Origin of the sequence: Rhodobacter sp. (assembly GCA_020637515.1) — a bacterium.
GTDB lineage: Bacteria > Pseudomonadota > Alphaproteobacteria > Rhodobacterales > Rhodobacteraceae > Pararhodobacter.
In genome coordinates this window covers 745191-771060 of sequence record JACKKG010000001.1, presented here as the reverse complement: position 1 = coordinate 771060, position 25870 = coordinate 745191, and the positions used below count along the sequence as shown (strand labels likewise).

The 25870-nt window shown below is 67.8% G+C and carries 17 protein-coding genes; 8 read left to right on the top strand and 9 right to left on the bottom strand.

Features of this window, described 5'->3' with window-relative positions:
• Together H6900_03650 and idi are read left to right on the top strand one after the other, a co-directional pair.
• Complete coding sequence (locus H6900_03650) at positions 1-1308, top strand: hypothetical protein (protein ID MCC0072366.1); 1308 nt, start codon at positions 1-3, stop codon at positions 1306-1308.
• Between the two features lie 54 nt (positions 1309-1362).
• Positions 1363-1884: an isopentenyl-diphosphate Delta-isomerase gene (gene idi, locus H6900_03645; GenBank protein MCC0072365.1), complete on the top strand. Its 522-nt coding sequence runs from the start codon at positions 1363-1365 to the stop codon at positions 1882-1884.
• A gap of 9 nt (positions 1885-1893) precedes the next feature.
• Here idi and H6900_03640 read toward each other — a convergent pair whose 3' ends face one another.
• Genes H6900_03640 through H6900_03630 form a run of 3 tightly spaced genes read right to left on the bottom strand, consistent with a single transcriptional unit; the run spans position 1894 to position 5476 of the window.
• Positions 1894-2715, bottom strand: coding sequence for a hypothetical protein (locus tag H6900_03640; protein MCC0072364.1), 822 nt, complete (start codon positions 2713-2715; stop codon positions 1894-1896).
• Entirely contained in the window at positions 2712-4310 is a 1599-nt protein-coding gene (locus H6900_03635; GenBank protein ID MCC0072363.1) for an AMP-binding protein, read from the bottom strand. Before H6900_03635 ends, H6900_03640 begins: the two co-directional genes overlap by 4 nt.
• On the bottom strand, positions 4307-5476 hold the full coding sequence (locus tag H6900_03630; protein ID MCC0072362.1) for an acetyl-CoA acetyltransferase: 1170 nt from the start codon (positions 5474-5476) through the stop codon (positions 4307-4309). The genes H6900_03635 and H6900_03630 overlap by 4 nt, the downstream gene beginning before the upstream one ends.
• A 124-nt stretch (positions 5477-5600) precedes the next feature.
• Here H6900_03630 and H6900_03625 point away from each other — a divergent pair, with 124 nt between their 5' ends.
• Positions 5601-6566 carry a glycosyltransferase family 2 protein gene (locus H6900_03625; protein ID MCC0072361.1) on the top strand — a complete coding sequence of 322 codons (966 nt, stop codon included), beginning with the start codon at positions 5601-5603 and terminating at the stop codon, positions 6564-6566.
• A gap of 188 nt (positions 6567-6754) precedes the next feature.
• Here H6900_03625 and H6900_03620 read toward each other — a convergent pair whose 3' ends face one another.
• On the bottom strand, positions 6755-7564 hold the full coding sequence (locus tag H6900_03620) for a WecB/TagA/CpsF family glycosyltransferase (protein MCC0072360.1): 810 nt from the start codon (positions 7562-7564) through the stop codon (positions 6755-6757).
• A 119-nt stretch (positions 7565-7683) separates the two neighbouring features.
• On the opposite strand from H6900_03620, the gene H6900_03615 reads away from it, so the two are divergent.
• From H6900_03615 to H6900_03595, 5 genes are all read left to right on the top strand, one after another.
• Positions 7684-9180: a hypothetical protein gene (locus H6900_03615; GenBank protein MCC0072359.1), complete on the top strand. Its 1497-nt coding sequence runs from the start codon at positions 7684-7686 to the stop codon at positions 9178-9180.
• Positions 9181-9271: 91 nt separating this feature from the next.
• Positions 9272-15610 (top strand): SDR family NAD(P)-dependent oxidoreductase, encoded by a 6339-nt coding sequence (locus tag H6900_03610; GenBank protein MCC0072358.1) that lies wholly within the window; start codon positions 9272-9274, stop codon positions 15608-15610.
• Positions 15607-16551, top strand: a complete 945-nt coding sequence (locus H6900_03605) for a glycosyltransferase family 2 protein (GenBank protein MCC0072357.1) — start codon at positions 15607-15609, stop codon at positions 16549-16551. Before H6900_03610 ends, H6900_03605 begins: the two co-directional genes overlap by 4 nt.
• Before the next feature lies 1 nt (position 16552).
• Positions 16553-21064, top strand: a complete 4512-nt coding sequence (locus tag H6900_03600; protein MCC0072356.1) for an LLM class flavin-dependent oxidoreductase — start codon at positions 16553-16555, stop codon at positions 21062-21064.
• Positions 21061-21678 (top strand): 4'-phosphopantetheinyl transferase superfamily protein, encoded by a 618-nt coding sequence (locus H6900_03595; protein MCC0072355.1) that lies wholly within the window; start codon positions 21061-21063, stop codon positions 21676-21678. The genes H6900_03600 and H6900_03595 overlap by 4 nt, the downstream gene beginning before the upstream one ends.
• Here H6900_03595 and H6900_03590 read toward each other — a convergent pair.
• Genes H6900_03590 through H6900_03570 form a run of 5 tightly spaced genes read right to left on the bottom strand, consistent with a single transcriptional unit; the run spans position 21653 to position 25525 of the window.
• Positions 21653-22843: a TIGR03862 family flavoprotein gene (locus tag H6900_03590; GenBank protein MCC0072354.1), complete on the bottom strand. Its 1191-nt coding sequence runs from the start codon at positions 22841-22843 to the stop codon at positions 21653-21655. The genes H6900_03595 and H6900_03590 overlap by 26 nt on opposite strands.
• Positions 22833-23531, bottom strand: a complete 699-nt coding sequence (gene dnaQ, locus H6900_03585; protein MCC0072353.1) for a DNA polymerase III subunit epsilon — start codon at positions 23529-23531, stop codon at positions 22833-22835. Before dnaQ ends, H6900_03590 begins: the two co-directional genes overlap by 11 nt.
• Entirely contained in the window at positions 23524-24120 is a 597-nt protein-coding gene (locus H6900_03580; protein MCC0072352.1) for a dephospho-CoA kinase, read from the bottom strand. The genes dnaQ and H6900_03580 overlap by 8 nt, the downstream gene beginning before the upstream one ends.
• Positions 24117-24938, bottom strand: a complete 822-nt coding sequence (locus H6900_03575) for a shikimate dehydrogenase (protein MCC0072351.1) — start codon at positions 24936-24938, stop codon at positions 24117-24119. Before H6900_03575 ends, H6900_03580 begins: the two co-directional genes overlap by 4 nt.
• A complete protein-coding gene (locus H6900_03570; GenBank protein MCC0072350.1) occupies positions 24935-25525 on the bottom strand; it encodes a Maf-like protein in 591 nt (196 codons plus the stop codon). Before H6900_03570 ends, H6900_03575 begins: the two co-directional genes overlap by 4 nt.
• Positions 25526-25870: the final 345 nt, after the last annotated feature.

The following is a 25870-nucleotide window of genomic DNA, read 5'->3' as shown; positions in this document are numbered from 1 at the left end:
ATGGGACCGATCCAGAACCTTCACGAGGTGTTCAGCTTTCTGCGCCGCCGCTGGAAACTGATGGCGCTGATCCTGCTGCTGGGCACGGTGGGCGGGCTCCTCATGGCCGTGCGCACGCCGCGCGTCTACAGCGCCAGCGCGGTGATCCAGGTCATCAACCCCGTGATTGCCGTCGCCGAGGATGGCGGGGGCGCCGGGGCGACCACACCCGACGTGACCCGCCGCGTGCAGGTGATCGAACAGCGCCTGATGTCGCGCGAGGCGTTGCTGGATCTCGCCCAGCGCTACAACCTGTTCGACGGTGCGCCGCTCAGCCCGGTCGAACAGGTTGCCCGGATGCGGCAGTCGTTCAGCATCACCTCGGTCGCGGCCGCGCAGCAGGGCTTTACCCGCGACGGCTCGCTGTCGGCGCTGATCGTCTCGGCCTCGGACCGGAACCCGGAAACCGCCGCCGCGATCGCCAACGAACTGGCGAACGAATTGGTGCAGCAAAGCGTCGATGCGCGCCAGTCGAACGCGCAGCAGGCGCTGGAATTCTTCCGCTCGGAGGAGAATCGCCTTCAGGCCGCGATCACCGCGCTCGAGGACGATATCGCCAGCTACCGCTCCACGAATGAGGCCTACATGCCTGACGCCGTGACCGCACGGCGCGAGGAGCAAGGCCGGCTGACCGAATCCCTGATGGAGCTGCAAACCCGCATTTCCGCGGCGCAGAACGAACTGGCGACGCAAGACAGCGCCTCGCGGCGGGCGGTGACGCAGCGCCGGATCGCGCAGTTGACCGACGATATCGACCAATTGACGAACCAGGCGAACGTGCTGAACGCGCGCATCGCCGAGATCCAGGGCCTGTTGACCCGCGCGCCCGGCTATCAGCAACAGGTCCAGGCGATGGAACGCCAGATGGAGCAATTGCAGACCCAGCTTACCGCCGCCGCCGACCGCCGCCGCGAGGCCGAGTTGGGCGCCCGGATCGAGGACGACCAGCAATCGGAACGGTTCGAACTGCTCGAACACGCGCTGGTGCCGCTGTATCCGATCTCGACCAGCCGCAAGAAGGTCGCACTGCTGGGCGTGATCGCCGGGCTGGGGCTGGGCGGGATGCTGGCCTATGCCCTGGAATGGCTGCACCCGGTAATGCGCACGGCGCAACGGATGGAACGCGATCTGAACCTGCGTCCGGTGGTGTCGATCCCGTTCGCCATGCCCCGGCGCGAGAAACGCCGCCGGCAGATGATCTGGGCCTTCGGCGGTTTGGTGCTGATCGCGGCGGCGCTGGCGGTTGCGCTGGCGATGGGGCTGATCTGACCCTTTCGCTGCCCGCCGATCCGGGGCAAAAGGCGCAAAAGGATCGGTGTCAGAATGAACCAGCAGATTCCCGTCTGGATCGACGGCCGCTTGCAACCGATGGACAAGATTGCCGTGCACGCGCAGGGGCTGCGGCATCCGGCGGTGTCGGTCTTTGTCGTGGCCGGCGACCGGCTGCTGATCCAGCGCCGCGCGCTGGGCAAGTATCACACGCCGGGGCTTTGGGCGAACACCTGCTGCACCCATCCCCTGTGGGCCGAAGACCCCGCCGTCTGCGCCGCCCGCCGCCTGTTCGAGGAACTGGGCCTTTCCGACCTGGCGCTGGAACATCGCGGCGTGGTCGAATACCGTGCGGCGGTCGGCGCGGGGATGATCGAACACGAGGTGGTGGACCTGTTCCTGGCGCGCTGCGACACCCCGCCCACCGTCGTCGAAAACCCTGAGGAAGTGATGGATCACCGCTGGATCACCGCGGCCGATCTGCACCGCGAGATCGAACAACGCCCCGAGGCCTTTACCCCCTGGCTGCGGATCTACCTGCATGAGCACGGCGCGCAGGTGCTGCCGGGGTTCTGACCCGCGCGGCTAGGACGCCAGCACCAGAACCTCGGCGGTGATGCAGACGCCGTTTTCGCCCGGGGTCAGCCATCCCTTGTGCAGCGTCGCGTCCAGCGTCACCACCTCGGCCTCGATCCGGGCGAGGCCCTTGTCCAAAAAGCCCTGCGTCAGCAGGATTTCGGTGGCGTAGCTGTCGATCGGCGCCTGACCTTGCAACCTGGGATGCACCAGCGATCCCAGTCCCAGGATGCGCCCCCGGGTGATCCCGACCGCGGCCGCGGCCGCCGCGATGGCGGCGCCCATATCCTGATTGGGCCGCGTGGTGATCAACGCGGCACCCCCGCCACCGCCCAGATCGGCCGGCTGGAACAGCGGGAAATGCGTCTCGGGGTCGGCGGCGACGGCCAGGCGCGCGCCCCGGATGCCCCACCCCCGCGCGCGGATCGGCCGGGCGAGGCGGCTTTCATGGGGCAGGATGTGCCCGAACCCCGGCCCCCGCCAGCCGGGCGCGTCAAACGCGCCGTGCCCGTGGATCCAGGGGGCGCCGTCCTTCAGCCCCACATGCATCCCCAGGTGATCGATCCGCCCCGCGCCCATCCGGTGCGGCCCGGCATACCAGGCTGCGTGCGCGCCGGTCGGATCGGGGCCCGGTATGACAAAGTCCAGGTTGGCAAGGGTCTCGTCACGAATCTCGATCCAGCCGCCGTCGAATCCCGCCAGGGCCAGCGCGGCGGATTGCGCCAGCGTGTCGGCCACCGGCAGCGTGACCTCGATCGGCTGGGCGTGGCAAGGCGCGGCGGCCCAGCGCCTCGCGGATGCCGGGCCCGGATGCGAAAGCGTCGCGATCATTCGGGCGGCACCTGACCGCGTGCCTCCAGCGCCTCGCGGATCATCTTCTTTGTGATCTTGCCATAGGCCGATTTCGGCATCTCGTCCCAGAACACGACGTGATGCGGCAGCTTGTAGCGCGCCACCTTGTCGGCCATCCAGGCCAGCAGATCATCGCCCGAAACCGCGGCGTTGGGCACGCAAACGGCCAGCCCGACCTCACCCCATTTGCGGTTCGGCACGCCCAGGACGGCGACCTCGGAAATGGCGGGGTGCAGCAGGATCTTTTCCTCGATCTCGCGCGGGTAGATGTTCGACCCGCCCGAGATATACATGTCCGACGCGCGCCCGGTCAGATAGACGAACCCTTGTTCGTCCATGTGGCCCAGATCGCCGGTGCGGAACCAGCCGTCGCGAAAGCTTTTCGCGTTGGCCTCGGGGTTGTTGTAGTAGCCGGCAAAGACGGCGGGGCCGGTGGCGCAGATTTCGCCGGTTTCCAGGGGCGCGCATTCGCTGCCGTCGTCACGCTGGACCGTGACTTGCATCCCGGTGCGCGCAAAGCCGCAGGTGCCCAGCTTCATGTCGCCCGCACCGTGATGGACGGGGGGCAGGACGGTGATGTTGCCCGTTACCTCGCCCAGGCCGAAATACTGCACCAGCACCGGGCCAAGCTTTTCCAGCGCGGTGATCTGGTCCGCGCGATACATCGGCGCACCGGCATAGATCACATAGCGCAGGCTCGAATGGTCGTGCGCATCGACCGCCGGGTGTTCGACCAGCAGCTTCACGATGGTCGGCACGGTGAACATGTTGGTGACACGGTGGCGTTCGACCAGCGACCAGACCTCGGCCGGGTCCAGTTTGGCACCGGTGGGCAGGATCGACGCCACGCCATGCGCGACCTGCGCCAGTTGGTGAATCCCCGCGCCATGGCTGAGCGGCGCCACCACCAGCGAGGCATCGTGCCCGCCCCAGTCCGCACCGGTGCCGGGCATCAGGTCGCACAGATGGTTGGTCACGACAAAGCCCATCTGCCCATGGGTCAGAACCGCCGCCTTGGGCCGGCCCGTGGTGCCCGAGGTGAAGAAGAACCAGCAGGGATCGTCGCGCTGCACCGCCACGGCGGGGCGCGCCTGGCCCAGATACGGGGCGATCAGGCCCTCGTAATCCGGGGCGAAATCCGCCGCGCCGATGGCGATGGTGAAATCGAGGCTGGGCGCGCAGGCGGCGGCGTGGGCCGCGAACTCGGCCCCGACCAGCATCCCGCGGGCCTGCGACGACTGGGCGAGAAAGGCCACGTCCTCGGGCGTCTGGCGAAAGTTGGCGGGCACCCAGACGCACCCCGCGCGCCAGCAGCCGAACATCGCTTCGAACATCTGGTTGTTGTTGGCCGACTGCACCAGGATGCGGTCGCCCTTGCGCGCGCCGAACCGCTGGATCAGCACCTCGGCAAAGGCGGCGGCGCGGGCTTCCATCTGGGCCCAGCTCCAGGTGCGCTCGCCCCAGACAAAGCCCGGCGCATCGGGGTGGCGGCGGGCGATGTCGGTCAGGAAATGCGACAGGTTCATCACCCGCGTGCTGACCGGTTGAATTCCACCGGACAGATCCGCCCTCATTTCACGCGCTCCAGGATGGAACAGTAGTTCGCCACCGCGACGCCGCCCATGTTGAACACGCCCGCGACCCGCGCGTCGGGCACCGCCATGTCGCCGGCCTCGCCCGCCAGTTGCATCGCTGCCATGACATGCATCGACACGCCGGTGGCGCCGATCGGATGCCCCTTGGACTTCAACCCGCCCGAGGGGTTCACGGGCAACCTGCCGTCCTTTGCCGTGATGCCCTCGCGGATGACCCGGTGGCCCTGCCCGCGCTCGGCCAGGCCCATGGCCTCGTATTCCAGCATCTCGGCGACGGTGAAGCAGTCATGCGTTTCCACAAGGGACAGATCGTCCAGCGTCAGGCCCGCGGCGTCCAGGGCGCCCGACCAGGCCTTGCGCGCACCGGCGAATTCCAGCACGTCGCGTTTTGACATCGGCAGGAAATCATTGGCCTGAACCCGCGCGCGAAAGGCGATCGCGCGTTTCAGATCGCGCGCGGTGTCCTCGTCCGCCAGCACCAGAATCGCCGCGCCATCGGACACCAGCGAGCAGTCGGTGCGCCTGAGAGGGCCCGCGACATGGGGGTTCTTGTCAGACGGGGTGTTGCAAAAGGCAAAGCCGAAATCCTTGCGCATGTGGGCATAAGGATTGGCCATCCCGTTGGCGTGGTTCTTGGCCGCGATCATTGCCAGCGCATCGGACTGATCGCCATACCGCTGGAAATAGCGGCCGGCGATCTGGCCAAAGAGCCCGGCGAACCCGCCCTGCACCTCGGCCTCTTCCTTGACATACGAGGCGCCCAGCAGGATGTCGCCGACCTGCGCGGTGGGGGTCGCGGTCATCTTTTCGGCACCAACCACCAGCGCGATGCGGCCCCGGCCCGATTCGATGAAATCCATCGCCCCGTAAAGCGCGGCCGACCCGGTGGCGCAGGCGTTCTCGTAACGGATCGCGGGGGTATGGCGCAGCCGGTCGTCGGCCAGCGCGACCAGCGCCCCCTGGAAATCCTGCCGGCTGAAGCCCCCGTTGAAGACGCCGACAAAGATGCCGTCCACGTCCTCGGCCGGGACGCCCGCGTGCTCCAGCGCCGGCGCCAGGATCGCCGCGATCAGGCTTTCGGTATCCGGTTCGTCGGCCTTGCCGAAATGCGAATGACTCCAACCGACGATCTGGGCGCGGGGCATGACGGGTCTCCTCATGTGACACAGGCAGGAATGCAACACATTCGCGCGCTCTTGCCCAGAGGGATTGGCGCTCTGGACACCGGCCCGCGCGCTGCCCTATCCCAAACGGGTGGAGAGGCGGGACATGCCAAAGGCAAAGCCGAAGCCAGTTGTCGATGCCGTGGTGATCGGGCGCAACGAAGGCGCGCGGCTGGTCGCGTGCCTGGCGTCGCTCGCGGGGCAGGTGCGCCATGTGGTCTATGTCGACTCTGGTTCGACCGACGGCAGCCAGCAAGCCGCGCGAGAGGCCGGAGCCGAGGTGATCGAGCTGGACATGACACAGCCCTTTACCGCGGCCCGGGCCCGCAACGCCGGGCTGAAGGCGCTGCGATCGGCGCCCCCGGATTTCGTGCAGTTCATCGACGGCGACTGTATCCTGCGCGAGGGCTGGATGCCCCGCGCCATGGCCTTTCTGGCCGAAAACCTGCGCGCTGCGGTGGTCTGTGGCCGGCGGCGCGAACAATATCCGGAAAACAGTGTCTACAACACCCTGATCGACGCGGAATGGAACACCCCGGTTGGCGAATCCCGGGCCTGCGGCGGCGACGCGCTGATGCGCTATCAGGCGGTGACGGCGGTGCGCGGCTTCCGCGACGACCTGATCGCGGGGGAAGAGCCCGAACTGTGCCTGAGGCTGCGGGCGCAGGGCTGGACGGTCTGGCGTATCGAGGCCGAGATGACCTGGCACGACGCCGGTATCACCCGCTTTTCCCAATGGTGGAAACGGACCGAGCGCGCAGGCTATGCCTTTACCGAAGGCGCGACCCGTTTTCACACCCCCCAAGCCCCTCATTGGCAAGCCGAGGCAAACCGCATCTGGGTCTGGGGCGTGGCGATCCCGCTGGTGGCGCTGCTGGGGTCGCTATGGCATCCGGCGGCGCTGCTGGTGCTGCTGGTCTATCCGCTGCAGGTGGTCCGCCTGCACCGCCGTCTGGGCTGGTCCGGTGCCTTTTTCAACACGCTGGGCAAATTTCCCGAAGCAGTCGGCGCGTTGCGGTTTCACATTCGCCGGTTCAGCGGCGCCCGGGCCACGTTGATCGAATACAAGTAGCGTCGGGGGGCTGCCGCCCCCCGAACCCCCCGCCCAAAGGGGGTTTTCCACCCCCTTTGGATACCCCCGAGGATATTTGTCGCACAAAGAAGGGCGGGGTTAACGAAGGGTTAAGGCGCCCTCTTTGTGCCGGAAATATCCCGGGGGTGAATTTGCGCAGCAAAGAGGGGGCTGGCCCCCTGCCCCGCTTACCGCTGGCGCCACGCGCGGGCGGCTTCGCCCGGCAGGATCAGCGCGCATTCTGCATACCGCTTTGCCAGGCGGCGCGGGTTCGACAGCATTCGCCAAGCCCATTCCATGGCAATCGCGCGCACCCATTTCGGCGCGCGTTTCTGTCGCCCGGCCAGGAAGTCCAGCCCGGCGCCGATCGAGGCGAACCCCATTTGCGGCGCGACGGTGCGGCCAAAGGCGGCAAAGCTCTCCTGCTTTGGCGCCCCCAGTGCGATGAAGGTCAGTCCCGCGCCCGAGGCCGAGAGCCGATTCAGGATCGAGCGGGCCTCGTCCCCGGTGGGGTCGAAGCCCATGGGGGGTGCGATGCACAGGCTGACGCTGAGGCCCGGCACGCGGTCCTCGAGCGCGGCGGCGGCGGCCGAGAGGGCCTCTTCGGTCGATCCCATCAGCGCCACGGTCACGCCCTCGCGCGCCGCGAGGCCGGCGAGGGGCAGCACTGCGTCCGACCCGGGCACCAGCGTCACGGGTTTCCTGGCCAGTTTCGACAGCCAGACGATCGGATTGCCATCCGCGCAGACCAGGTCCTGCGCGGCATAGACGGCGCGGAAATCCGGATCGCGGGCCAGTTTCACCAGGTGGTCCAGATTGATGGTCGCCAGCGCGAACCCCTCGTGCTCGCGGAACCGGCGGCGAACCTCGGCCAGCAGGGTGGCGGTGTCGGGCATGTTCACCCGGATCGCGTGCGGCGGAAAGGAAAACTCCACGAAACCCTCATACTCTGGACGCAATTGGCCCGCAGACTGTCCGCTTGGGGCAGACAGGGCCATGATGCACAGGTATAGTTACCCTGACGTGACTGCGAAAGCCCCGGCAGAGGGCCCGCGAGGCGAACGGATCGAGCGATGACACCGAAATCCCATCCGCGGGGCCCGGGGGGCACGCGGACATGCTAGAGATCGGCAACACCAACGCGATGCTGGCCCTGCTGGGCTGGCCGATCGTGATCGTCGTCATGTTCCGCAAGATGTCGCTGGAGCGCGCGCTGATCTGGTCGATCCTGGGCGGCTACATGTTCCTGCCGCAGCTCAGCGCCTTCAACTTTCCCCTGGTGCCGCCGCTGAACAAGGAAAGCATTCCCAACCTGACGGCCTTTTTCGTCTGCTGGTCGATGTGGCACCGAATGCCGGGCCTGTTCCCGAAGGGATGGGCCGGGCGGCTGCTGCTGGGGTTGTTCATCGTCAGCCCCGCGATCACGGTGCTGACCAACCTGGAGCCGATCTCGTTCGGCGTGGATCATTTCGGCACGATGCGGCTGATCGACCACAACGCGCTGGAGGTGCCGGGGTTGCCCGGGCTCAGGATCTACGATTCGGCCTCGGCCCTGGTGCAGCAGGTGTTCCTGATGCTGCCATTCTTTCTGGCGCGCGAGGCATTGAGCACCGAAAAGGCGATCCACGAGATCCTGTTGGCGCTGGTCATCGCCGGGGCGATGTATGCGCCCCTGATGCTGTGGGAAGTGCGCTTCAGCCCGCAACTGCACACCCGGCTCTACGGGTTCTTTCAGCACGATTTCGCGCAGGCGATCCGGCAAGGCGGGTTCCGGCCCTTTGTGTTCATGCCGCACGGGCTTTGGGTGGCCTTCTTTGCCTTCATGGTGGCGATGGCCGCCGCCGCACGGGCGCGCAGCGCCGCCGCCGCCCAGTCGGGCAAACGGTTGCTGGTGGTCGGCTTCGGCTTTTTTCTGGTCGTGCTGACAAAATCGATGGGTCCGCTGCTGTATACGCTGATCTTTGTCCCGGCCGTGATGATCCTGCGCCCGCGGTTGCATCTGCTGATCGGCGTGGTGCTGGTGTCGCTGGTGATCGCCTATCCGATGCTGCGCGGCTCTGGCGTGATCCCGACCGATGCGATCATTCAGCATGTCCAGCAGATCAGCGAGGAGCGCGCCCAGTCGCTGGAATACCGGTTCAACAACGAGGACCTGATCCTGAACCACGTCGCCGACAAGCCGCTGTTCGGCTGGGGGGGTTGGGGCCGGTTCATGGTCTATGATCCGGCCACCGGCGAAAGTCTGACGGTCGTCGATGGGCAGTGGATCATCGTCATCGGCAATTATGGCTGGTTGGGCTACATCGCGATGTTCGGCCTGCTGGCGCTGCCCGTGTTCCTGATCTGGCTCGAGGCCCGGCGCCCCGGCGCGCAACCGGTTCCGGTATCGGTGTCCGCGCTGGTGCTGGTGCTGGCGGTTAACATGCTGGACCTGCTGCCGAACGCCACACTGATCCCGTTCACCTGGTTGATCGCCGGTGCGCTGCTGGGCTACGCCGAGTCGATGCGCATGCAAACGCTGGCCTCGCGGGAGGCCCGTTTGCGCCGGGCGCATTCCGGTGTGGTTCTGGGTCAGCACGCGCCACCCCCGGGCGGTCCGCGAACGCTGATGTGAGGGGCGCCACCTTTCGGCCCGAATATCGGGCTACTCTCGCCCAGAAACCGCGATTGTCTCGGCTTTGAATGTCGTTCTTGCAGGGTTGCCTATGTCCTCCGCCACCGAAACCGCCCCGTCCGAAACCGATCTCGCCATTGTCGGCATGGCCGCGCATCTGCCAGGCGCGGCGTCGATCGGGGCCTATTGGCACAATCTGCGGAACGGGCTGCGGGCAATCCGCCGCCTGTCCGAGGACGAGCTGATCGCGGCCGGCGAAGACCCCGCCCTGATGCGGCAGGCCAATTACGTGCCTTTTGCCGCCCCGCTGGACCGGTTCGCCGACTTCGACGCCGAATTCTTCGGCTTTTCCCCCAAGGAAGCCGCGATCCTGGACCCCCAGCACCGCCAATTCCTTGAGGTCGCCTGGGAGGCCCTGGAAAACGCCGGCCACACGCCCGAGGGGTTCGGCGGCACCATCGGCGTCTATGCCGGCTGCGGCATGGGCAGCTATTTCTATTTCAACCTGTGTTCGAACCGCGATCTGGTGCGCGACGTGGGCATGTTCCTGCTGCGCCATACCGGCAATGACAAGGATTTCCTGTCCACTCGGGTCAGCCATATCTTCGACCTGCGCGGCCCTTCGGTGAACGTGCAGACCGCGTGCTCGACCTCGTTGGTGGCGTTGCATTACGCGGCGCAGGCGCTGTTGTCGGGCGAATGCGACATGGCGCTGGCCGGCGGGGTGACCATCGAACTGCCGCAGGGGCGCGGGTATCTCTACAAGGAGAACGAGATCCTCAGCCCCGACGGTGAATGCCACGCCTTCGACCATCGCGCGCAGGGCACGGTGTTCGGCTCGGGCGCGGGCTGCGTGGTGTTGAAACGTCTCGGTGATGCCGTGGCGGACGGCGATCACATCTGGGCGGTGGTCAAGGGCAGCGCCATCAACAACGACGGCGCGCAAAAGGCCGGCTACCTCGCCCCCTCGGTCGAGGGGCAGGCGCGCTGCGTCGCCGAGGCGCAGGCCGTGGCCGACGTCCCCGCCGAGACGGTGGATTACATCGAATGCCATGGCACCGGCACCTATCTGGGCGATCCGATCGAGGTTGCCGCCATGACCGAGGCGTTTCGCGAAACCACCGACGCCACGCAGTTCTGCCGCATCGGGTCGGTCAAGACGAATATCGGCCATCTCGACACCGCCGCCGGGGTGGCCAGCCTCATCAAGGTTGCGCTGGCGCTGCACCATCGGGAAATGCCCCCCTCGCTGGGGTTCGAGGCCCCGAACCCGACGATCGATTTCGAATCCTCGCCCTTTGCCGTGAACGCGGCGCTGACCCCCTGGGAAAGCCGCGGCCATCCGCGACGGGCGGGCGTCAATTCGCTGGGCGTGGGCGGCACCAACGCGCATGTCATCTTGCAAGAGGCGCCGGCGCGCGCCGCATCGGAAGCCAGCGACTGGCCGTTCCAGTTGCTCACGCTGTCGGCCCGGACGCGGGGCGCGCTGGATCAGCAAGCAAAGACCCTTGCGCAGCATCTGCGCGATGCGCCCGGCACCGATCTGGCCGATGTCGCCTGGACCCTGCACAAGGGCCGCCGCGCCTTTGACAAGCGCCGCGTGGTGGTGGCCGAAAGCCCTGCCGAGGCCGCCGCGCTGCTGGACAGCGACAATCCGCGCCGGGTCTTTTCCCATACCGCGCTGGACAACCCCGACGTGGTGTTCCTGTTCCCCGGCGGCGGCGCGCAATACGCGGGCATGGCGCGCGATCTCTACGAAACCGAACCGGTCTTTGCCGAATGGATGGACCGCGGGCTTGAGATCCTGCAACCCCGTCTGGATTATGACCTGCGCGCCCTCTGGTTGCCCGAACCGGGCGCCGAGGCCGCGGCCGATGTGGCGTTGAAGCGCCCCTCGGTGCAACTGCCGCTCATCATGATCACGGAATACGCGCTGGCGCAGATGCTCATGGCCTGGGGCGTGCAGCCCGCCGCGCTGGTCGGTCATTCCATGGGCGAGAACACCGCCGCCTGTCTGGCGGGTGTCCTCAGCTTCGAGGACTGCATCGGCCTGGTGCATCTGCGCGGCTCGCTGTTCGATACCGTGCCGGCAGGTGGAATGCTGTCGGTGCCGCTGTCGGTGGACGCGCTGGGCCCGTATCTTGGCGACCTGGACCTGGCCAGCGTGAACGCACCGGACCTCACCGTTGTCAGCGGCCCCGATGCCGCGCTGGACGACCTGGCCGCCCGGCTTCAGGCCGAAGGGGTCGAGACCCAGCGCATCGCCATCGACATCGCCGCTCATTCGCGGATGCTCGAACCGATCCTATCGCAGTTCCGGGCCTATCTGGCCTCGATCCCGCTGGCGCCGCCGCGTTTGCCGATCATCTCGAACCGCACGGGCCAACCCCTGACCGCCGAACAGGCGACCAGCCCCGACTACTGGACGCAACACCTGCGCGGCACCGTGATGTTCGCGGATTGCGTCTCTACGCTCGCCGAAACGCCCAATCGCATCTGGATCGAGGTCGGCCCGGGCAAGGCGCTGTCCTCGCTGACCCGGATGCATGGCGCGGTGCCACCGCAACAGGTTCTGGCGGTGCTGCGCCATCCCGACGAGGACATCGCCGACGATCTCTATCACATGGGTCTGCTGGGGCGGATCTGGGCGCTGGGCGGCACGTTCGACTGGTCGCAGATCTGGGGAGAGGCGCGGCGCAACCGCGTGCCCCTGCCCACCTATCCGTTCGAACGCCGCGAATATTTCATCGCCCCCGCCGCGCCCAGCGCCGAGATCGTCAACACCCTGCCGGCGCGGATCGCCGATGTGGCCGACATGGGCACGCGCCTCGGCTGGGTTGCGCGGTCGGCGGATCTGGATTTCGACATCGACACCGACCTCGACACGGTGCCCGCCGAAACCTGGCTGGTGTTCGCGGACCAGGACGGCATCGCCGCGCCGGTCCTCGCACGGCTGCGCGCCGCCGGGCACAAGGTGATCGAGGTTCAGGCTGGCGACTCCTTTCGCCGCCGCACCGAGACGGCCTATACCCTGCCCACGGAACGCGGGCGCGAGGGTTATGACCAGCTCATCCAGGATCTGGTGCATCGCGGCACGGTGCCGACGCGCATCGCGCATTTCTGGCTGGCCTCGGGCGAGGAACGGTTCCGCGCCGGATCGAACGCCTTTCAGGCGCATGTCGAACAAGGGTTCTATTCGCTGATGTTCCTGGGACAGGCGATCGGGGCCGAGGGGCTGGCCGGTCCGATCCACCTGACCGTCATCACCGCCGGCGCCGCACAGGTCCGCGCTGAGGGTCTGCGCTGGCCGGAAAAGGCGATGATCGCCGGGCCCGCGCGCGTGATCCCGCACGAGATCGCCGGCCTGAGCGTGTCCACGCTGGATATCGATCCACTCACCCGGCGGCGCGGCGGTCATCCCGATCTGGTGCAGCCGCTGCTTGAGGAACTGCTCGCCACGCCCGGCAACGCCATTGCCGCCCTGCGCGGGGGCAAACGTTACGAACAACGCCTGCGACCGCAACCCCTGACGCAAGAGCCCGATCTGCCCCGGGGTGCCGCCTGGGTCATCACCGGGGGCTTCGGCGGGATCGGTCAATCGGTGGCCGAGGCGTTGATCCGGCGCAGCGGCGCCAGGATCGCGCTGATTTCGCGCGCAGGCCTGCCGCCGCGCGACCAATGGGCCGCCCTGAAGGAATCGGGCGATCCGGCGATGCGCCGGATTCTGCAGGTGGAGAGACTGGAATCGCTGGGCGCCGAGGTTCTGGTCGCCGCCGCCGACGTGTGCAACATCGACGAGATGCGCGCGGCTTTCGACACCGCCAAGGCCCGCTTTGGGCGGATTCACGGGGTGATCCACGCCGCCGGAACCATCGACGACGCGCCCTTGCTGGCGAAAACGGTGGGCAGCGTCGAAAGCGTCTTTGCGCCCAAGGTGCACGGCACGCGGGTGCTCGACGCGCTGCTGCCCGATGGCGCGGTGGATCGGATCGTGGTCTTCTCCTCGACCTCGACGCTGACGGCGCCGGCCGGGCAGGTCGATTATGTCGCCGCCAACGAATACCTGAACGCCTGGGCCAGGGCCCGCACCGGCAAGACCCGGGTGACCGCCATCGACTGGGGCATCTGGGCCGAGGTCGGCATGGCGGCCGAGGCGATGGCGGCGCGGATGGGGCAGGGCCCGGCGATGCCGGAAACGCCCGCCGGGGTGCCGCTTCTGGACACCGCCGGGTTCGACGCCCAGATGAACCGCCGGTTCCGGGCGACCTATTCCACCGACATGTGGTTGCTGGACGAGCACCGCACCAAGGACGGGCGCGCGCTGGTTCCCGGCACCGGCATCCTTGAGATCGCGGCGCAATCGCTGCACGGCCAGGGCGAGGTCGAGCCCTTTGAAATCGCCGATCTGACATTCTTCCGCGCGCTCGAGGTCGATCAACCCCGCGCGGTCGAGGTCACGCTCGGCCGGTCTGATGCGGGTTACGAGTTCGCGCTCAGGTCCGAGGTCACGCTGCGCGGGCGCAAGGGATTCGCGCTGAACGCCTCGGGGCGCGTCAACATGGGGGCGATTCCCGCGGCCGCGCCGCTGGATGTGGCCGCGATCCAGGCGCGCTGCACCCGCGACGTTCAGGAAGACGCGCACGGCATCGCCACAGGGCAGGAATCGCACCTGGCCTTTGGTCCGCGCTGGCGCGTCCTGAACCGGCAGGCCTATGGGCAGGGCGAAGGGCTGGCGCATCTGTCCCTGCCGCCCGCGTTCCGCGACGATCTGGACCAGGGCTATGTGCTGCACCCCGCGTTGACCGATCTGGCGACGGGCTGGGCCATGGGGTTGATCCCGGGCTATCAGGGCCGCGCCCTGTGGGTGCCGGTGTCCTATGGCCGCGTCCGCGTGTATCGCGCGCTGCCGGCCGCGATCGTCAGCCACGTTCGCATCGCCCCCGCCGAACCCGGGTTCGCCAGTTTCGACATCACGCTGGCCACCCCCGACGGCACGGTCTGCGCCGAGATCACGCGCTTCACCATCAAGCGGCTTGATGGGGGCTTTGGCACGCCCGCGCCGCTGCTGCCGTCCGAGGTGGCCTTTGACCAGAATCCCGCCGACCGGGCGCTGACCCCGGGCGAGGAACGCTTTGCGCGCAACCTGGCGCAGGGACTGACCCCTGCCGAGGGCGCCGAGGGTTTTCTGCGGGCGCTGGCGACCGGGCGGTCGCAGGTGGTGATTTCGTCTCTGACCTTGCCGGAACTGATCCAGGAAGCGGCGCAACCGCAGGAACAGGCTGTCAGCGAGGGCCAGAAATTCGAACGCCCCAATCTGGACAGCGACTATCTGGCACCGCGCAACGATGTCGAACGGATGCTGGTGTCGATGTTCGAGGAATTGCTGGGCGTTCAGGGCGTCGGCGTTCAGGACAGCTTTTTCGACCTGGGCGGGCATTCGCTGATCGCCGTGCGGCTGTTCGCGCGGGTGAAAAAGACCTGGGCGGTGGATTTCCCCATCTCGCTGCTGTTCGAGGCGCCGACCGTGGAAAAGGTCGCCGCCCGGGTGGCCGAGGTCGCCGGCATCACCGAAACCGGCAGCGCCCCGGCGGTGGCCGCGCCGCAACGCCGCTATGAATTCCTGGTGCCCATGCACGAGGGCGAGGGCGGGCCAAAGACCCCGTTCTTCCTGGTTGCCGGGATGTTCGGCAACGTGCTGAACCTCAGGCATCTGGCGCAATTGCTGGGCACCGACCGGCCGTTCTACGGGCTTCAGGCGCGGGGTCTGCTAGGCGGGGCCGAACCGCACCGCCGCCTGGACGAGGCCGCGCGCGACTACCTGGCCGAGGTTCGGCAAGTGCAGCCCCACGGGCCCTATCTGCTGGGCGGTTTTTCGGGCGGCGGGTTGACGGCGCTGGAAATGGCGCGCCAACTTCGCGCGGCCGGCGAGGAGGTGCGCCTGCTGACGCTGCTGGACACACCGGTGCCCATGCGGCCCACGCTCAGCCGTGCCGACAAGGCCGCGATCAAGCTGGCCGAGTTCCGCCGCAAGGGTCCCGGCTATCTGAAGGAATGGCTGGACTCGCGCCGCGCGTGGAAAGCGCAAGAGGCCGCGAGAGCCGACGAGGCCGCGGGCGAGGGCGACAGCGGTTTCCACAACCGCGCCATCGAGGCCGCCTTTCGCGACGCGCTGCCGCATGTGGCCATGACCCCCTTTGACGCGCCGGTCGCGCTGTTCCGGCCGCCTCTGGATCGTCACTGGAAGGTGACTGGCGGACAATGGGTGAGCCGGGCAAAGGAATATGTGTATGATGACAACGACTGGTCGCGCTGGATGCCTAGGCTCAGCGTGCACGAGGTTCCGGGCGACCATGACAGCATGGTTCTGGAACCCAACGTGCGGGTGATGGCCGCCAAACTGCGCGCGCTGATCGCGGAGGCCGAGGCATGAGCACCGTTCTGTGCGTGATCCTCAACTGGCGCACGGCCGAAATGTCGCTGAAAGCGGCCCGCGCCGCCATGGTCGCGATGGAGGGGATCGACGGCGCGATCACGCTGGTCGATAACGACAGCCAGGACGGTTCCTACGAGTCGATGGCCGAGGCCACCCGCGACTGGCCCCGGGTGCGCGTGCTGCAATCGGGGCGAAACGGCGGCTACGGCGCGGGCAACAACTGCGGCATCCGTGCGGGTCTGCCGGACGGCGCGCGGCCCGATTACGTCTATATCCTGAACTCGGATGCCTTTCCCGCCCCCGACGCGATCCGCACGCTGGTCGCCTATCTGGACAGCCACCCCGCAGTCGGTTTTGCCGGCTCGCACATCCACGGCGACGACGGCGCGCCGCACACCACCGCGTTCCGCTTTCCGACCATCGCCAGCGAATTCGAGGGCGCGGCAAAGACCGGCCCGGTCTCGCGGTTGCTGAAGAATTCCATCGTGGCGCCCGACCTGCCGACCGAAACCACGCCGGTGGACTGGCTGGCCGGGGCCAGCGTGCTGATGCGGCGATCGGTGCTGGACCAGGTCGGCCTGTTCGACGAGAGCTTCTTTCTGTATTTCGAGGAAACCGACCTGTGCCTGCGCGCCGCGCGGGCGGGTTGGCCCACGGTCTATGTGGTCGAAAGCCGGGTGATGCATCTGGGATCGGTCAGCACAGGGATGAAGGAATGGCGCCGCGTGCCGGGCTACTGGTTCGCCTCGCGCCGGCACTATTTTCAAAAGAACCACGGGCGGCTCTATGCCCTGGCGGCGACGCTCGCGCATGTGGCGGGGCTGGGGCTGTATGGTCTCAGGGTGCTGGTGCAGCGCAAGAAACCCCATACGCCGCCATATTTTCTCCGCGATCTTGTGAAACATGAATGGGGAACGCGCAGACCCCAGGAGAGTTAGTATGCCCCCGTTTTCTTGTGTCCTCGTCGGGAATGAATCCCTGCTGGTCGAATGCGCGAAGGTTCTGACCGGCCGCGGGCACCACATCGCCACGATCGCCAGCCGCAACGCCGAGGTCATCGCCTGGGCCACGGGCGCAGGCATACCCGTCGTCGCGCCCGGCAAGGGGATCGCAGACCGGATCTCGGCCGAATTCGACTGGCTCTTGTCCATCGCCAACCTGTCGGTGCTGCCCGGGGCCCTGATCGCGCGGGCGCGCAAGGGGGCGGTGAACTTTCACGACGGGCCGCTGCCGCGTTATGCCGGGCTGAATGCGCCGGTCTGGGCCCTGCTGAACGGCGAGGCCCGGCACGGGATCACCTGGCACCGGATCGAGGGCGGCGTGGACGAGGGCCGCGTGCTGGCTCAACGGTTGTTCGACATCGGCCCCGACGACACGGCCTTTTCGCTGAACGCCCGCTGCTATGGCGCCGCGATCGAAACATTCCCTGCCGTGGTCGAGGCACTGGAACGCGACGAACCCGGGCAGGCGCAGGATCTGACGCAGCGCAGCGTGTGCCGGCGCGACGACCGGCCCCAGAGGGCGGGGCGGCTGGATTTCTCGCGCCCGGTCACCGAGGTGCTGCGGCTGGTCCGGGCGCTGGATCATGGCGGCTACTGGAACCCGCTGGCGCTGCCCAAGATCGAAACCGCGAAAGGCGTTTACGCCGTCGCCTCGGCCAAACGGGTCGATGCGTCGGGCACGCCCGGGACCGTGCTGGAAACGGGTGACACGCTGGTCGTGGCCTGCGCGGACGGCGCAGTGCGGCTGGGGCTGACCTGTCTGGCCGGCTTGCCGGTTCACGATGTCGCCCCGCTCGGCGAGGGTCTGGCCCCCGCACCCGACAGCCTGACGCCGGCCATGGCCGGTATCGCGGCGGGCGATGGATACTGGCGCGCGGCGCTGAACGGGTTCGCGGCGGCCGATCTGGCGGCCCGATCCGGCGGGCAGGGACTTGCCACGCGCGCGTTGCCGGGTGTGTCCGCCCAGCGTGCGGTGGCGATCATCGCCGCCTATGCGCCCGGCGGCTGGGCCTATCGTGGCGCCGCGACAGAGGCCGCGCAGGCCACCGCCCCCGGCTATATCGCGGGCTGGTTGCCGATGACGCCGCAGGGGGAAACCCTGGCCGCGCTGGAAGCCGACGTTGCCGCGTTTTCCGCCACAGCCGTGTCGAAACCCGCCTATGCGCGCGACCTGATCGGCCGCGACCCGGCGCTGTCCCCGCTGGCGGTTCCGGCGCTGGGTCTCAGCGAGACCGGCACGCGGATCGACGGCACGGCGCTGTGCGTCGTCGCGGGCCCTCAAGGGGTGAGCCTGTGCGCCGATCTGTCGCGCGTGGACGAGGGGACGCTCGATCTGTTCGCCGCCCGCATCGCCCATCTGGCCAAAGCCGAGGGCCCAATCGCCGAGCTCGATCTTCTCAGCGCGCCCGAGCGGCAGATTCTGGATCGGCTGAACGACACCGCGCGCGCCTTTGACAACCAGACCATTAACCGCCTGTTCGAAGCGCAGGTCGCCCGCACGCCTGACGCCGTGGCGCTGGTGTTCGAAGGCGTCAGCCTGACCTATGCCCAGATGAACGCGCGGGCGAACCGGGTGGCGCATGTGCTGCAAGCGATGGGAATCGGGCCCGACACGCCGGTCGCGCTGTGCGCCCGTCGCTCGCCCGATCTGTTGATCGGCGCACTGGGTATCCTGAAGGCGGGCGGCGCCTATGTGCCGATGGACCCGGCCTATCCCGCCGAGCGCCTGCAACACTTTCTGACGGATTCGGGCGCGCCCGTGATCGTCACGCAATCCGCGCTGATCGACATCCTGCCCGCCCATGCCGCCGATCTGCTGGTGCTGGACACCGACACACGGCTGAATGCCGCCAGCGAGGACAACCCCGCCACCGGCGCGGCGCCGCAGGATCTGGCGTATCTGATCTATACCTCGGGCTCGACCGGCAAGCCCAAGGGCGTGATGGTCGAACACCGCAACGTGGCAAACTTCTTTGCCGGGATGGATGACCGCATCCCGCACGATCCGGCCGGGGTCTGGCTGGCCGTCACCTCGCTCAGCTTCGATATCTCGGTGCTGGAACTGTTCTGGACGCTGGCGCGCGGCTTCAAGCTGGTGCTGACCTCGGACGAGGACCGGATGATGGTCTCGGGCGGGTCGATGCCGGTGTCCGACCAAAAGATGGACTTCAGCCTGTTCTACTGGGGAAATGACGACGGCCCCGGCCCGCAGAAATACGAATTGCTGCTGGAGGGCGCGAAATTCGCCGATACCCACGGATTCAAGGCCGTCTGGACACCCGAACGCCATTTCCATGCGTTCGGCGGCCCCTATCCGAACCCCGCCGTGACCGGCGCCGCGGTGGCCGCGGTGACACGCAACATCGATGTGCGGTCCGGGTCCTGCGTGGCGCCCCTGCACCATCCCGTGCGCATCGCCGAGGAATGGGCCGTCATCGACAACCTGACCAACGGCCGCGCCGGGTTGGGAATCGCCAGCGGCTGGCATCCCGTGGACTTCGTGCTGAGGCCCGAGAACAGCGTGCCGAACAACAAGGCCGCGATGTTCGACACCATCGACAAGATCCGCCGCCTGTGGCGCGGCGACGCGGTCGATTTCGACCACAACGGCGAAACCCGCGCGATCCAGTCGCTGCCGCGCCCGGTCTCAAGGGAACTGCCGCTTTGGCTGACCATCGCCGGCAACCCCGACACCTGGCGCGAGGCGGGCGAGATCGGTGCGCACGTGCTGACGCACCTTTTGGGCCAGTCCATCGACGAGGTCGCCGGAAAGATCCGGATCTATCATGAGGCCCTGCGCACCGCGGGCCACGATCCGCGGGACTTCAGCGTCACGCTGATGCTGCACACCTATGTGGCGCGCACCCGTGAGCTGGCGCGCGAAACGGCGCGCGGGCCGATGAAAAGCTATCTCTTGTCGGCGGCTGGGCTGGTCAAGCAATACGCCTGGGCCTTTCCCGCATTCAAGAAGCCCAAAGGCGTGTCGAACCCGATGGACATCGACCTGCGCACGCTCAGCCAGGACGAGGTGGACGGCATCCTCGAGTATGCCTTCAACCGGTATTTCGAGGATTCGGGCCTGTTTGGCACGGTCGAGGACTGCCAGCGCCGGGTCGAGCAACTGAAGCGCATCGGCGTGACCGAGATCGGCTGCCTGATCGACTACGGCATCCCGACCGCGCAGGTGCTCGAGGGGCTCTATCCGCTGGCCGAGGTGTTGCGCCGCTCGAACGCGCCCGCGCAGCTGGCGCCCGACGATTTTTCGCTGGCAGCGCAGATCCAGCGCCACGGCGTGACGCATCTGCAATGCACGCCCTCGATGGCGCGGATGCTGGTGGGCAATGACGAAGCCCGGGCAGCGCTGAGTCGCGTGAAACAGATCCTGATCGGCGGCGAGGCCTTGCCGGGTGCGCTGGCGGCGGATCTGGCGCAGATCACCGGTGCGCCCGTGCAGAACATGTATGGCCCGACCGAAACCACCATCTGGTCCACCACCGCCCTGTCGCGCGGCGGCGAAGGGGTTGTGGGTATCGGCACGCCCATCGCCAACACCGCCCTGCACGTGCTGGACGAAGCCCGGCGCCCGGTTCCCATCGGCGCCGAGGGGGAATTGTGGATCGGCGGCGCGGGTGTCACGCGCGGGTATTGGCAACGCGCGGACCTGACGGCGGACCGCTTTGTGCAGATCGGGGGCGCGCGGCTCTACCGCACCGGCGATCTGGTGCGTCTGCGGGCCGATGGCGGCATCGACTTCCTGGGCCGCGCCGACCATCAGGTCAAGCTGCGCGGCTACCGGATCGAGCTGGGCGAGATCGAGACCGCGCTGGATGCCCAGCCCGGCGTCACGCAAAGCGTGGTCATCGCGCGCGAGGATCAGCCCGGCGACGTGCGGCTGGTGGCCTATGTCCTGGGGTCTGCGGACACCGCGGCGCTGAAAGCGGCGCTGGCACGCACTTTGCCCGCCCATATGGTGCCCGCGCATGTGGTCCGGCTGGATCGCTTCCCGTTGACGCCGAACAAGAAGATCGACCGAAAAGCCCTGCCCGCGCCGATGCTGGTGCGGCCCGCGGTGATCGAGGCGCCGGTCGCGGCGAACGGCGGCGACACCATGGTGCGGATCGCCGGGATCTGGCGCCATGTGCTGGGCGTGGCCGAGGTGAAGCCGGGCGACAACTTCTTCCAGCTGGGCGGGCATTCGCTGTTGGCGGTGCAGGCGCACCGCGAGATCCGCGAGGCGCTGGCGCTGCCGGGCCTGTCGATCACCGACGTCTTCCGCTTCCCGGTTCTGTCGGCGCTGGCCTCTCACATCGACGCAAAGTTGAAGCCGGCCGGTCCCAAACCCGTCGCCGAGGCCCCGGTCGAGGCCGAGGCCGAGGCGGCGCGCGGGCGGTTGGACGCGATGTCCAGGCGCCGCGCGATGCGGGCCGAGCGGTTGAGCAAACTGGGATGAGCCTGCGCGCCATGGCCGCCCGGGTTCTGCCCGGGCTGTCCCTGGGGGTAGAGCGGATCGGCCCCGCCGATCTGTTCCCCCAGGAGGCCGCGGCCATGACCGGCGCCGTTGCGGCCCGAAAGGACGAATTCGCAACCGGCAGAAAGGCCGCGCGCGCCGCCCTGGGCGCGGCCCGGCCGATCCCGATGGGGACCGATCGTGCCCCCGTCTGGCCCACGGGCTGGGTCGGGTCGATCACCCACGCGGGGTATTGGGCGCTGGCCGTGGCGTCGCGGTCCCATCGGATGGTCGGTGTGGATCTCGAACACGACGAGGACCTGCCGGCCGAGGTCTGGGACACCATATTGCTGCCCGCCGAGCGCGATTGGCTGCGCGGGCGGGCCGACGCCGGGCGGTTGGCGCGGGTGATCTTCAGCGCCAAGGAATGCGCCTACAAGGCGCAATACCCGCTGAGCAGAGAGTTGTTCGGCTTTGATGTGTTCGCGGTCACTTTGGGCGACGCGGTATTCAGCGCCCGTTTTCAGCGCGCGGTCGGTCCGTTTCGACCAGGCGATCGGATCGACGGGCGATTCGCGCGGGCGGACGGGTTCATCCTGACCGCGATCGCGCTATGAACCGGGCGGCCGCCTGTCCGGCAATGCGGCCCGTGGCGAAACAGGCGGTCAGCAGGTAGCCGCCGGTCGGGGCCTCCCAATCCAGCATTTCGCCGGCGGCAAAGACCCCGGGCAGGGCCGTGAGCATCAGATCCGCGTCCAGCGCCGAGCGGGGAATGCCGCCGGCGGTCGAGATGGCCTCGTCCGTCGGGCGGGGGCCGGTCAGCGGGATCGGCAGCGATTTGAGCAACCGGGCGCGCGCGGCCGCATCGGCAGGAAGCGGGCGCGCGCATTCCAGGACCAGGGCCAAACGTGCGCCGGAAAGACCCAGCTTTTTCAAGCTGTTGGTTGCGGACTCGGCCCTGGGTCGTGCCGCCAGACGTTCGGTCAGCCGCGCCAGATCGATATCGGGAAACAAGTCGATGTGCAGCGCCGCGCCGTCCCGCAAGGCGCGGCTGACGGCGTAGATGCCGCCCCCCTCGATCCCGCGGGCCGAGATCACAGCCTCGCCTCGCGCGCGCTGGGCCCCGGCAATCAGGGCGATGGATTTCAGCGGGGCGCCGAAATGGGGCGTCATGTGGGGCGACCAGGCGGCCAGGAAGCCCATGTTCGCGGGCTGGAACGGCACCAGGGGGATCCCCTGAGCGGCGAGGATCGAAGCCCAGGCGCCGTCTGACCCCAGGCGCGCCCAGCTTGCGCCGCCCAGCGCCAGAACCGTTGCGACCGGGCGCAGGGTTTGCGGACCCTGCGGTGTGTCAAAGACAAACCCCTCGGACAGCCCGGTCCACCGCCAGCGGGTGCGCAGATCCAGTCCCCGCGCGCCCAGGTCGCGCAGCCAGGCGCGCAGCAGCGGCGAGGCCTTCATGGCGCGCGGAAAGACCCGGCCGGACGTCCCTGTAAACACATCGCAACCCAGCGCGCGCGCCCAGGCCTGAACCTGCGCGGGGCCGAATTCAGCCAGCATGGGGCGCAGCCAATCGCCGGATTCGGCATAGTTCGGGACGAATTCGGACAGGGGTTCGTCCTTTGTCAGGTTCAGCCCCGATTTCCCGGCCATCAGGAATTTGCGGGCGGGCGATGGCTTGGCCTCGACCACCAGGGTGGGAACGCCTGCGCGCAAGAGCTGGTCGGCCGCCATGAGGCCGGCCGGCCCAGCGCCGATCACCAGGGCATGGTCAGTTGTCATGGCGGCGCCAGATCGCCTTGTCGCCCATCTTGGCGATCAGCGCGTCATGCGCGGCGGATTCGGTCGCGGTCAGGCGCGGGGGCAGCGGTGTGGGGCGCGGGCGCGGGCGCCACGCCGTCGTCGTCGCATCCGAGGTGCGCTGTTTCTGCTGCTGCACCCCCAGCGCGAAATCGGGCTGACGGCCGCCGATCAATTCGAGATAGACCTCGGCCAGGATTTCCGAGTCGAGCAGCGCGCCGTGCAGGGTTCGGTTGGAGTTGTCCACGCCAAATCTGCGGCAGAGAGCGTCCAGCGTGGCGGGCGAGCCCGGAAACTTGCGCCGCGCCATCGTCAGCGTGTCCACCACGCGGTCGGTCGGCAACTGTCGCTTGCGGGCGTTCGCCAATTCCCAGTTCAGGAACTTCATGTCGAAGGCCGCGTTGTGGATCACCAGCGTGCCGCCATCCACGAAATCCAGAAAGGCGTCGGCGATCTGGGCGAACAGGGGCTGGGAGCGCAGAAAATCCTCGGACAGGCCATGGACGGCAAAGGCCTCGGCCGGCATGTCGCGGTCGGGGTTGATATACTGGTGATAGGTGCGCCCGGTCGGCATGTGGTTGAACAGCTCGACGCAGCCGATTTCGACCAGGCGGTGGCCCTCGGCGGGTTCGAACCCGGTGGTTTCGGTGTCCAGGACGATCTCACGCATGGGGCCGGGTTCCGGTCAACCGAAAGATCAGGTCGAGCACGGCGGCGCGGGTCTGATCCAGGCTCAGGGTCTCGATCACATGATTGGCGCGGGAGCGTTTCTGGGCGTCGGGCATCTGTTTGGCCAGGATGGTCTGCAAATGCGCGTCGGTCATGCCCGGCCGGGACAGGACGCGGGCGCGCTGGACATCGGGCGGGGCGGTGACGACCAGGGTTTCGTCGCAATAGCCATCGCCGCCGGTTTCGAACAGCAAGGGCACATCCAGGACAACCAGCGGCGCATCGGCGTTGTCCTGGAGGAACGCGGCGCGCGAGGCGGCGACGAGCGGGTGCACGACGGCCTCGATCCGCTTCAGCGCGTTGGGGTCGGTTGCGATCCACGCGCGCAGGACCGCGCGGTCGATGGCCTGGTCTCGGACGGCCGCAGGGTGGAGTTGCGCGATCGAGGCCACCGCCGCACCGCCCGGGGAATAAAGTTGGTGCACGGCGGCATCGGCATCCCAGACCGGCACGCCGGCCTCGCGGAAAAAGCCGGTGGTGGTGGATTTGCCCATGCCGATGGAGCCGGTCAGACCCAGAACGACGCTCATGCCAGCACCGCCTTGCGCAGATCCTGGTCCACGGTGGGGCGGATGCCGAACCAGCGTTCGAAGCCGGGCGCGGCCTGATGCAGCAACATCCCCAGACCATCGATCCCCAGATTCCCGCGCGCGCGCGCCGCGGCCAGCAACGGGGTTTCGAGCGGCGCATAGACCAGATCGTTCACGACCGCCGAAACGGGCAGGGCGCCAAGGTCGAGATCCAGCGCGGGTTGGCCGGTCATGCCCAGCGACGTCGCATTCACCAGGGTGTCGCACCCGTCCAGCATCGCCTGCCGGTCGCGCCAGGGCACGGGGGTGACGCCGGGGCCGAAATCAGCCGCCAGATCCAGCGCACGGTCCGGACTGCGGTTGGTCAACAGAATGTCCTGCGCACCGGCGTCTTGCAGCGCGACGATCACCGCGCGGCTGGCGCCGCCGGCACCGATCAGTGCCACGCGCCGGGGCGACCAGCCCGGCAGACCCTCGCGGATGTTCTGGGTAAATCCGTAGGCGTCGGTGTTGTCGGCCTCGATCCCGTCGGGCGTAAACAGCAGCGTATTGGCGGCACCGATCCGGTCGGCAAGCGGCGTCACGCGATCGGCCAGCGCCAAGGCCGTTTCCTTGTGCGGGATGGTCACATTCGCACCGACGAAACCCATGCGCGGCAACTGCGCGAGCGCCTGGGCAAAGTCCTGGGGCGCAATGGCCAGCGGAACGTAATGGCCAGCGATCCCGTAGCGGGCCAGCCAATGGCCGTGCAGCCTGGGCGATCTGCTATGCGCCACCGGGAACCCGATGACCGCCGCGAGGGGGATTTGCTGGCTCAACCGTCGATATCCTTGCGCAAGGTGAGGATGGAGAGCAGTTCCAGAAGCGGAAGGCCCTGAATGCTGAACAGGTCGCCCTCGATCCGGTCGAACAGGCGCAGGCCCGCGCCCTCGATCTGGTAGCAGCCGACACAGTGGCGGATCTGATCCCATTGGGTGGCGACATAGGACTGAAGAAAGGCGTCGGAAAAGGCGCGCATCGTCAGCCGGGGTGTGGCGACATGGCGCCAGACGGGTTCGCCCATCGCGTAGAGCACGGCGGCGGTGTGCAGGCGATGGGTCTTGCCGCGCAGGTCCGCAAGCTGGGCCAGGGCATCCTGCGGCGAGGAGGGTTTGCTATAGATCCGGCCGTCGCATTCCAGGATCTGGTCGCAGCCCAGGACGAGTGGCGCCTGCGGGGCGATCTTCAGCGCCTTGTGTTCGGCCAGGGCATCCGCAAGGTCGTGCGGCGTGGCGCCTTCGGCGAGCAGCGAATCGCGCAGGTTCTCTTCGTCGATGCGCGCCGGACGCACGTCAATCGCTACCCCTGCATTGCGCAGAAGCGTGGCACGGACGCTGGATCCCGAAGCGAGGGTGAGGACAGTCATGTGGATAAACCTGTGCGGCGGCGCAGGGCAAACAATGGTGGTCACGGTGGTTTGCGATCAGATCGCGTTTCCCGGCAAGTTTTGTCAAGTGACGGGGGCCGTTTATCCACACGGGAAAACCTGCCGGGGCTGCCTGGGGAAAACCCGGGCCGGGCCGGGGAACGGCAGCGCGGGCAGTATGTTTCCCTTTTCTTTTCAATGACCAAGGGTTGGATCAGGGTCCGTCGGTCCTGTGAACAAGTTCGGGGGTAATCATGGAACACGGGTTATCCACGGGCCAATCTACATCATCATCATTCTATTCTTTTTTCTTTATGAAAGAAGAGAAGGGGTCCGGTTGCGCCG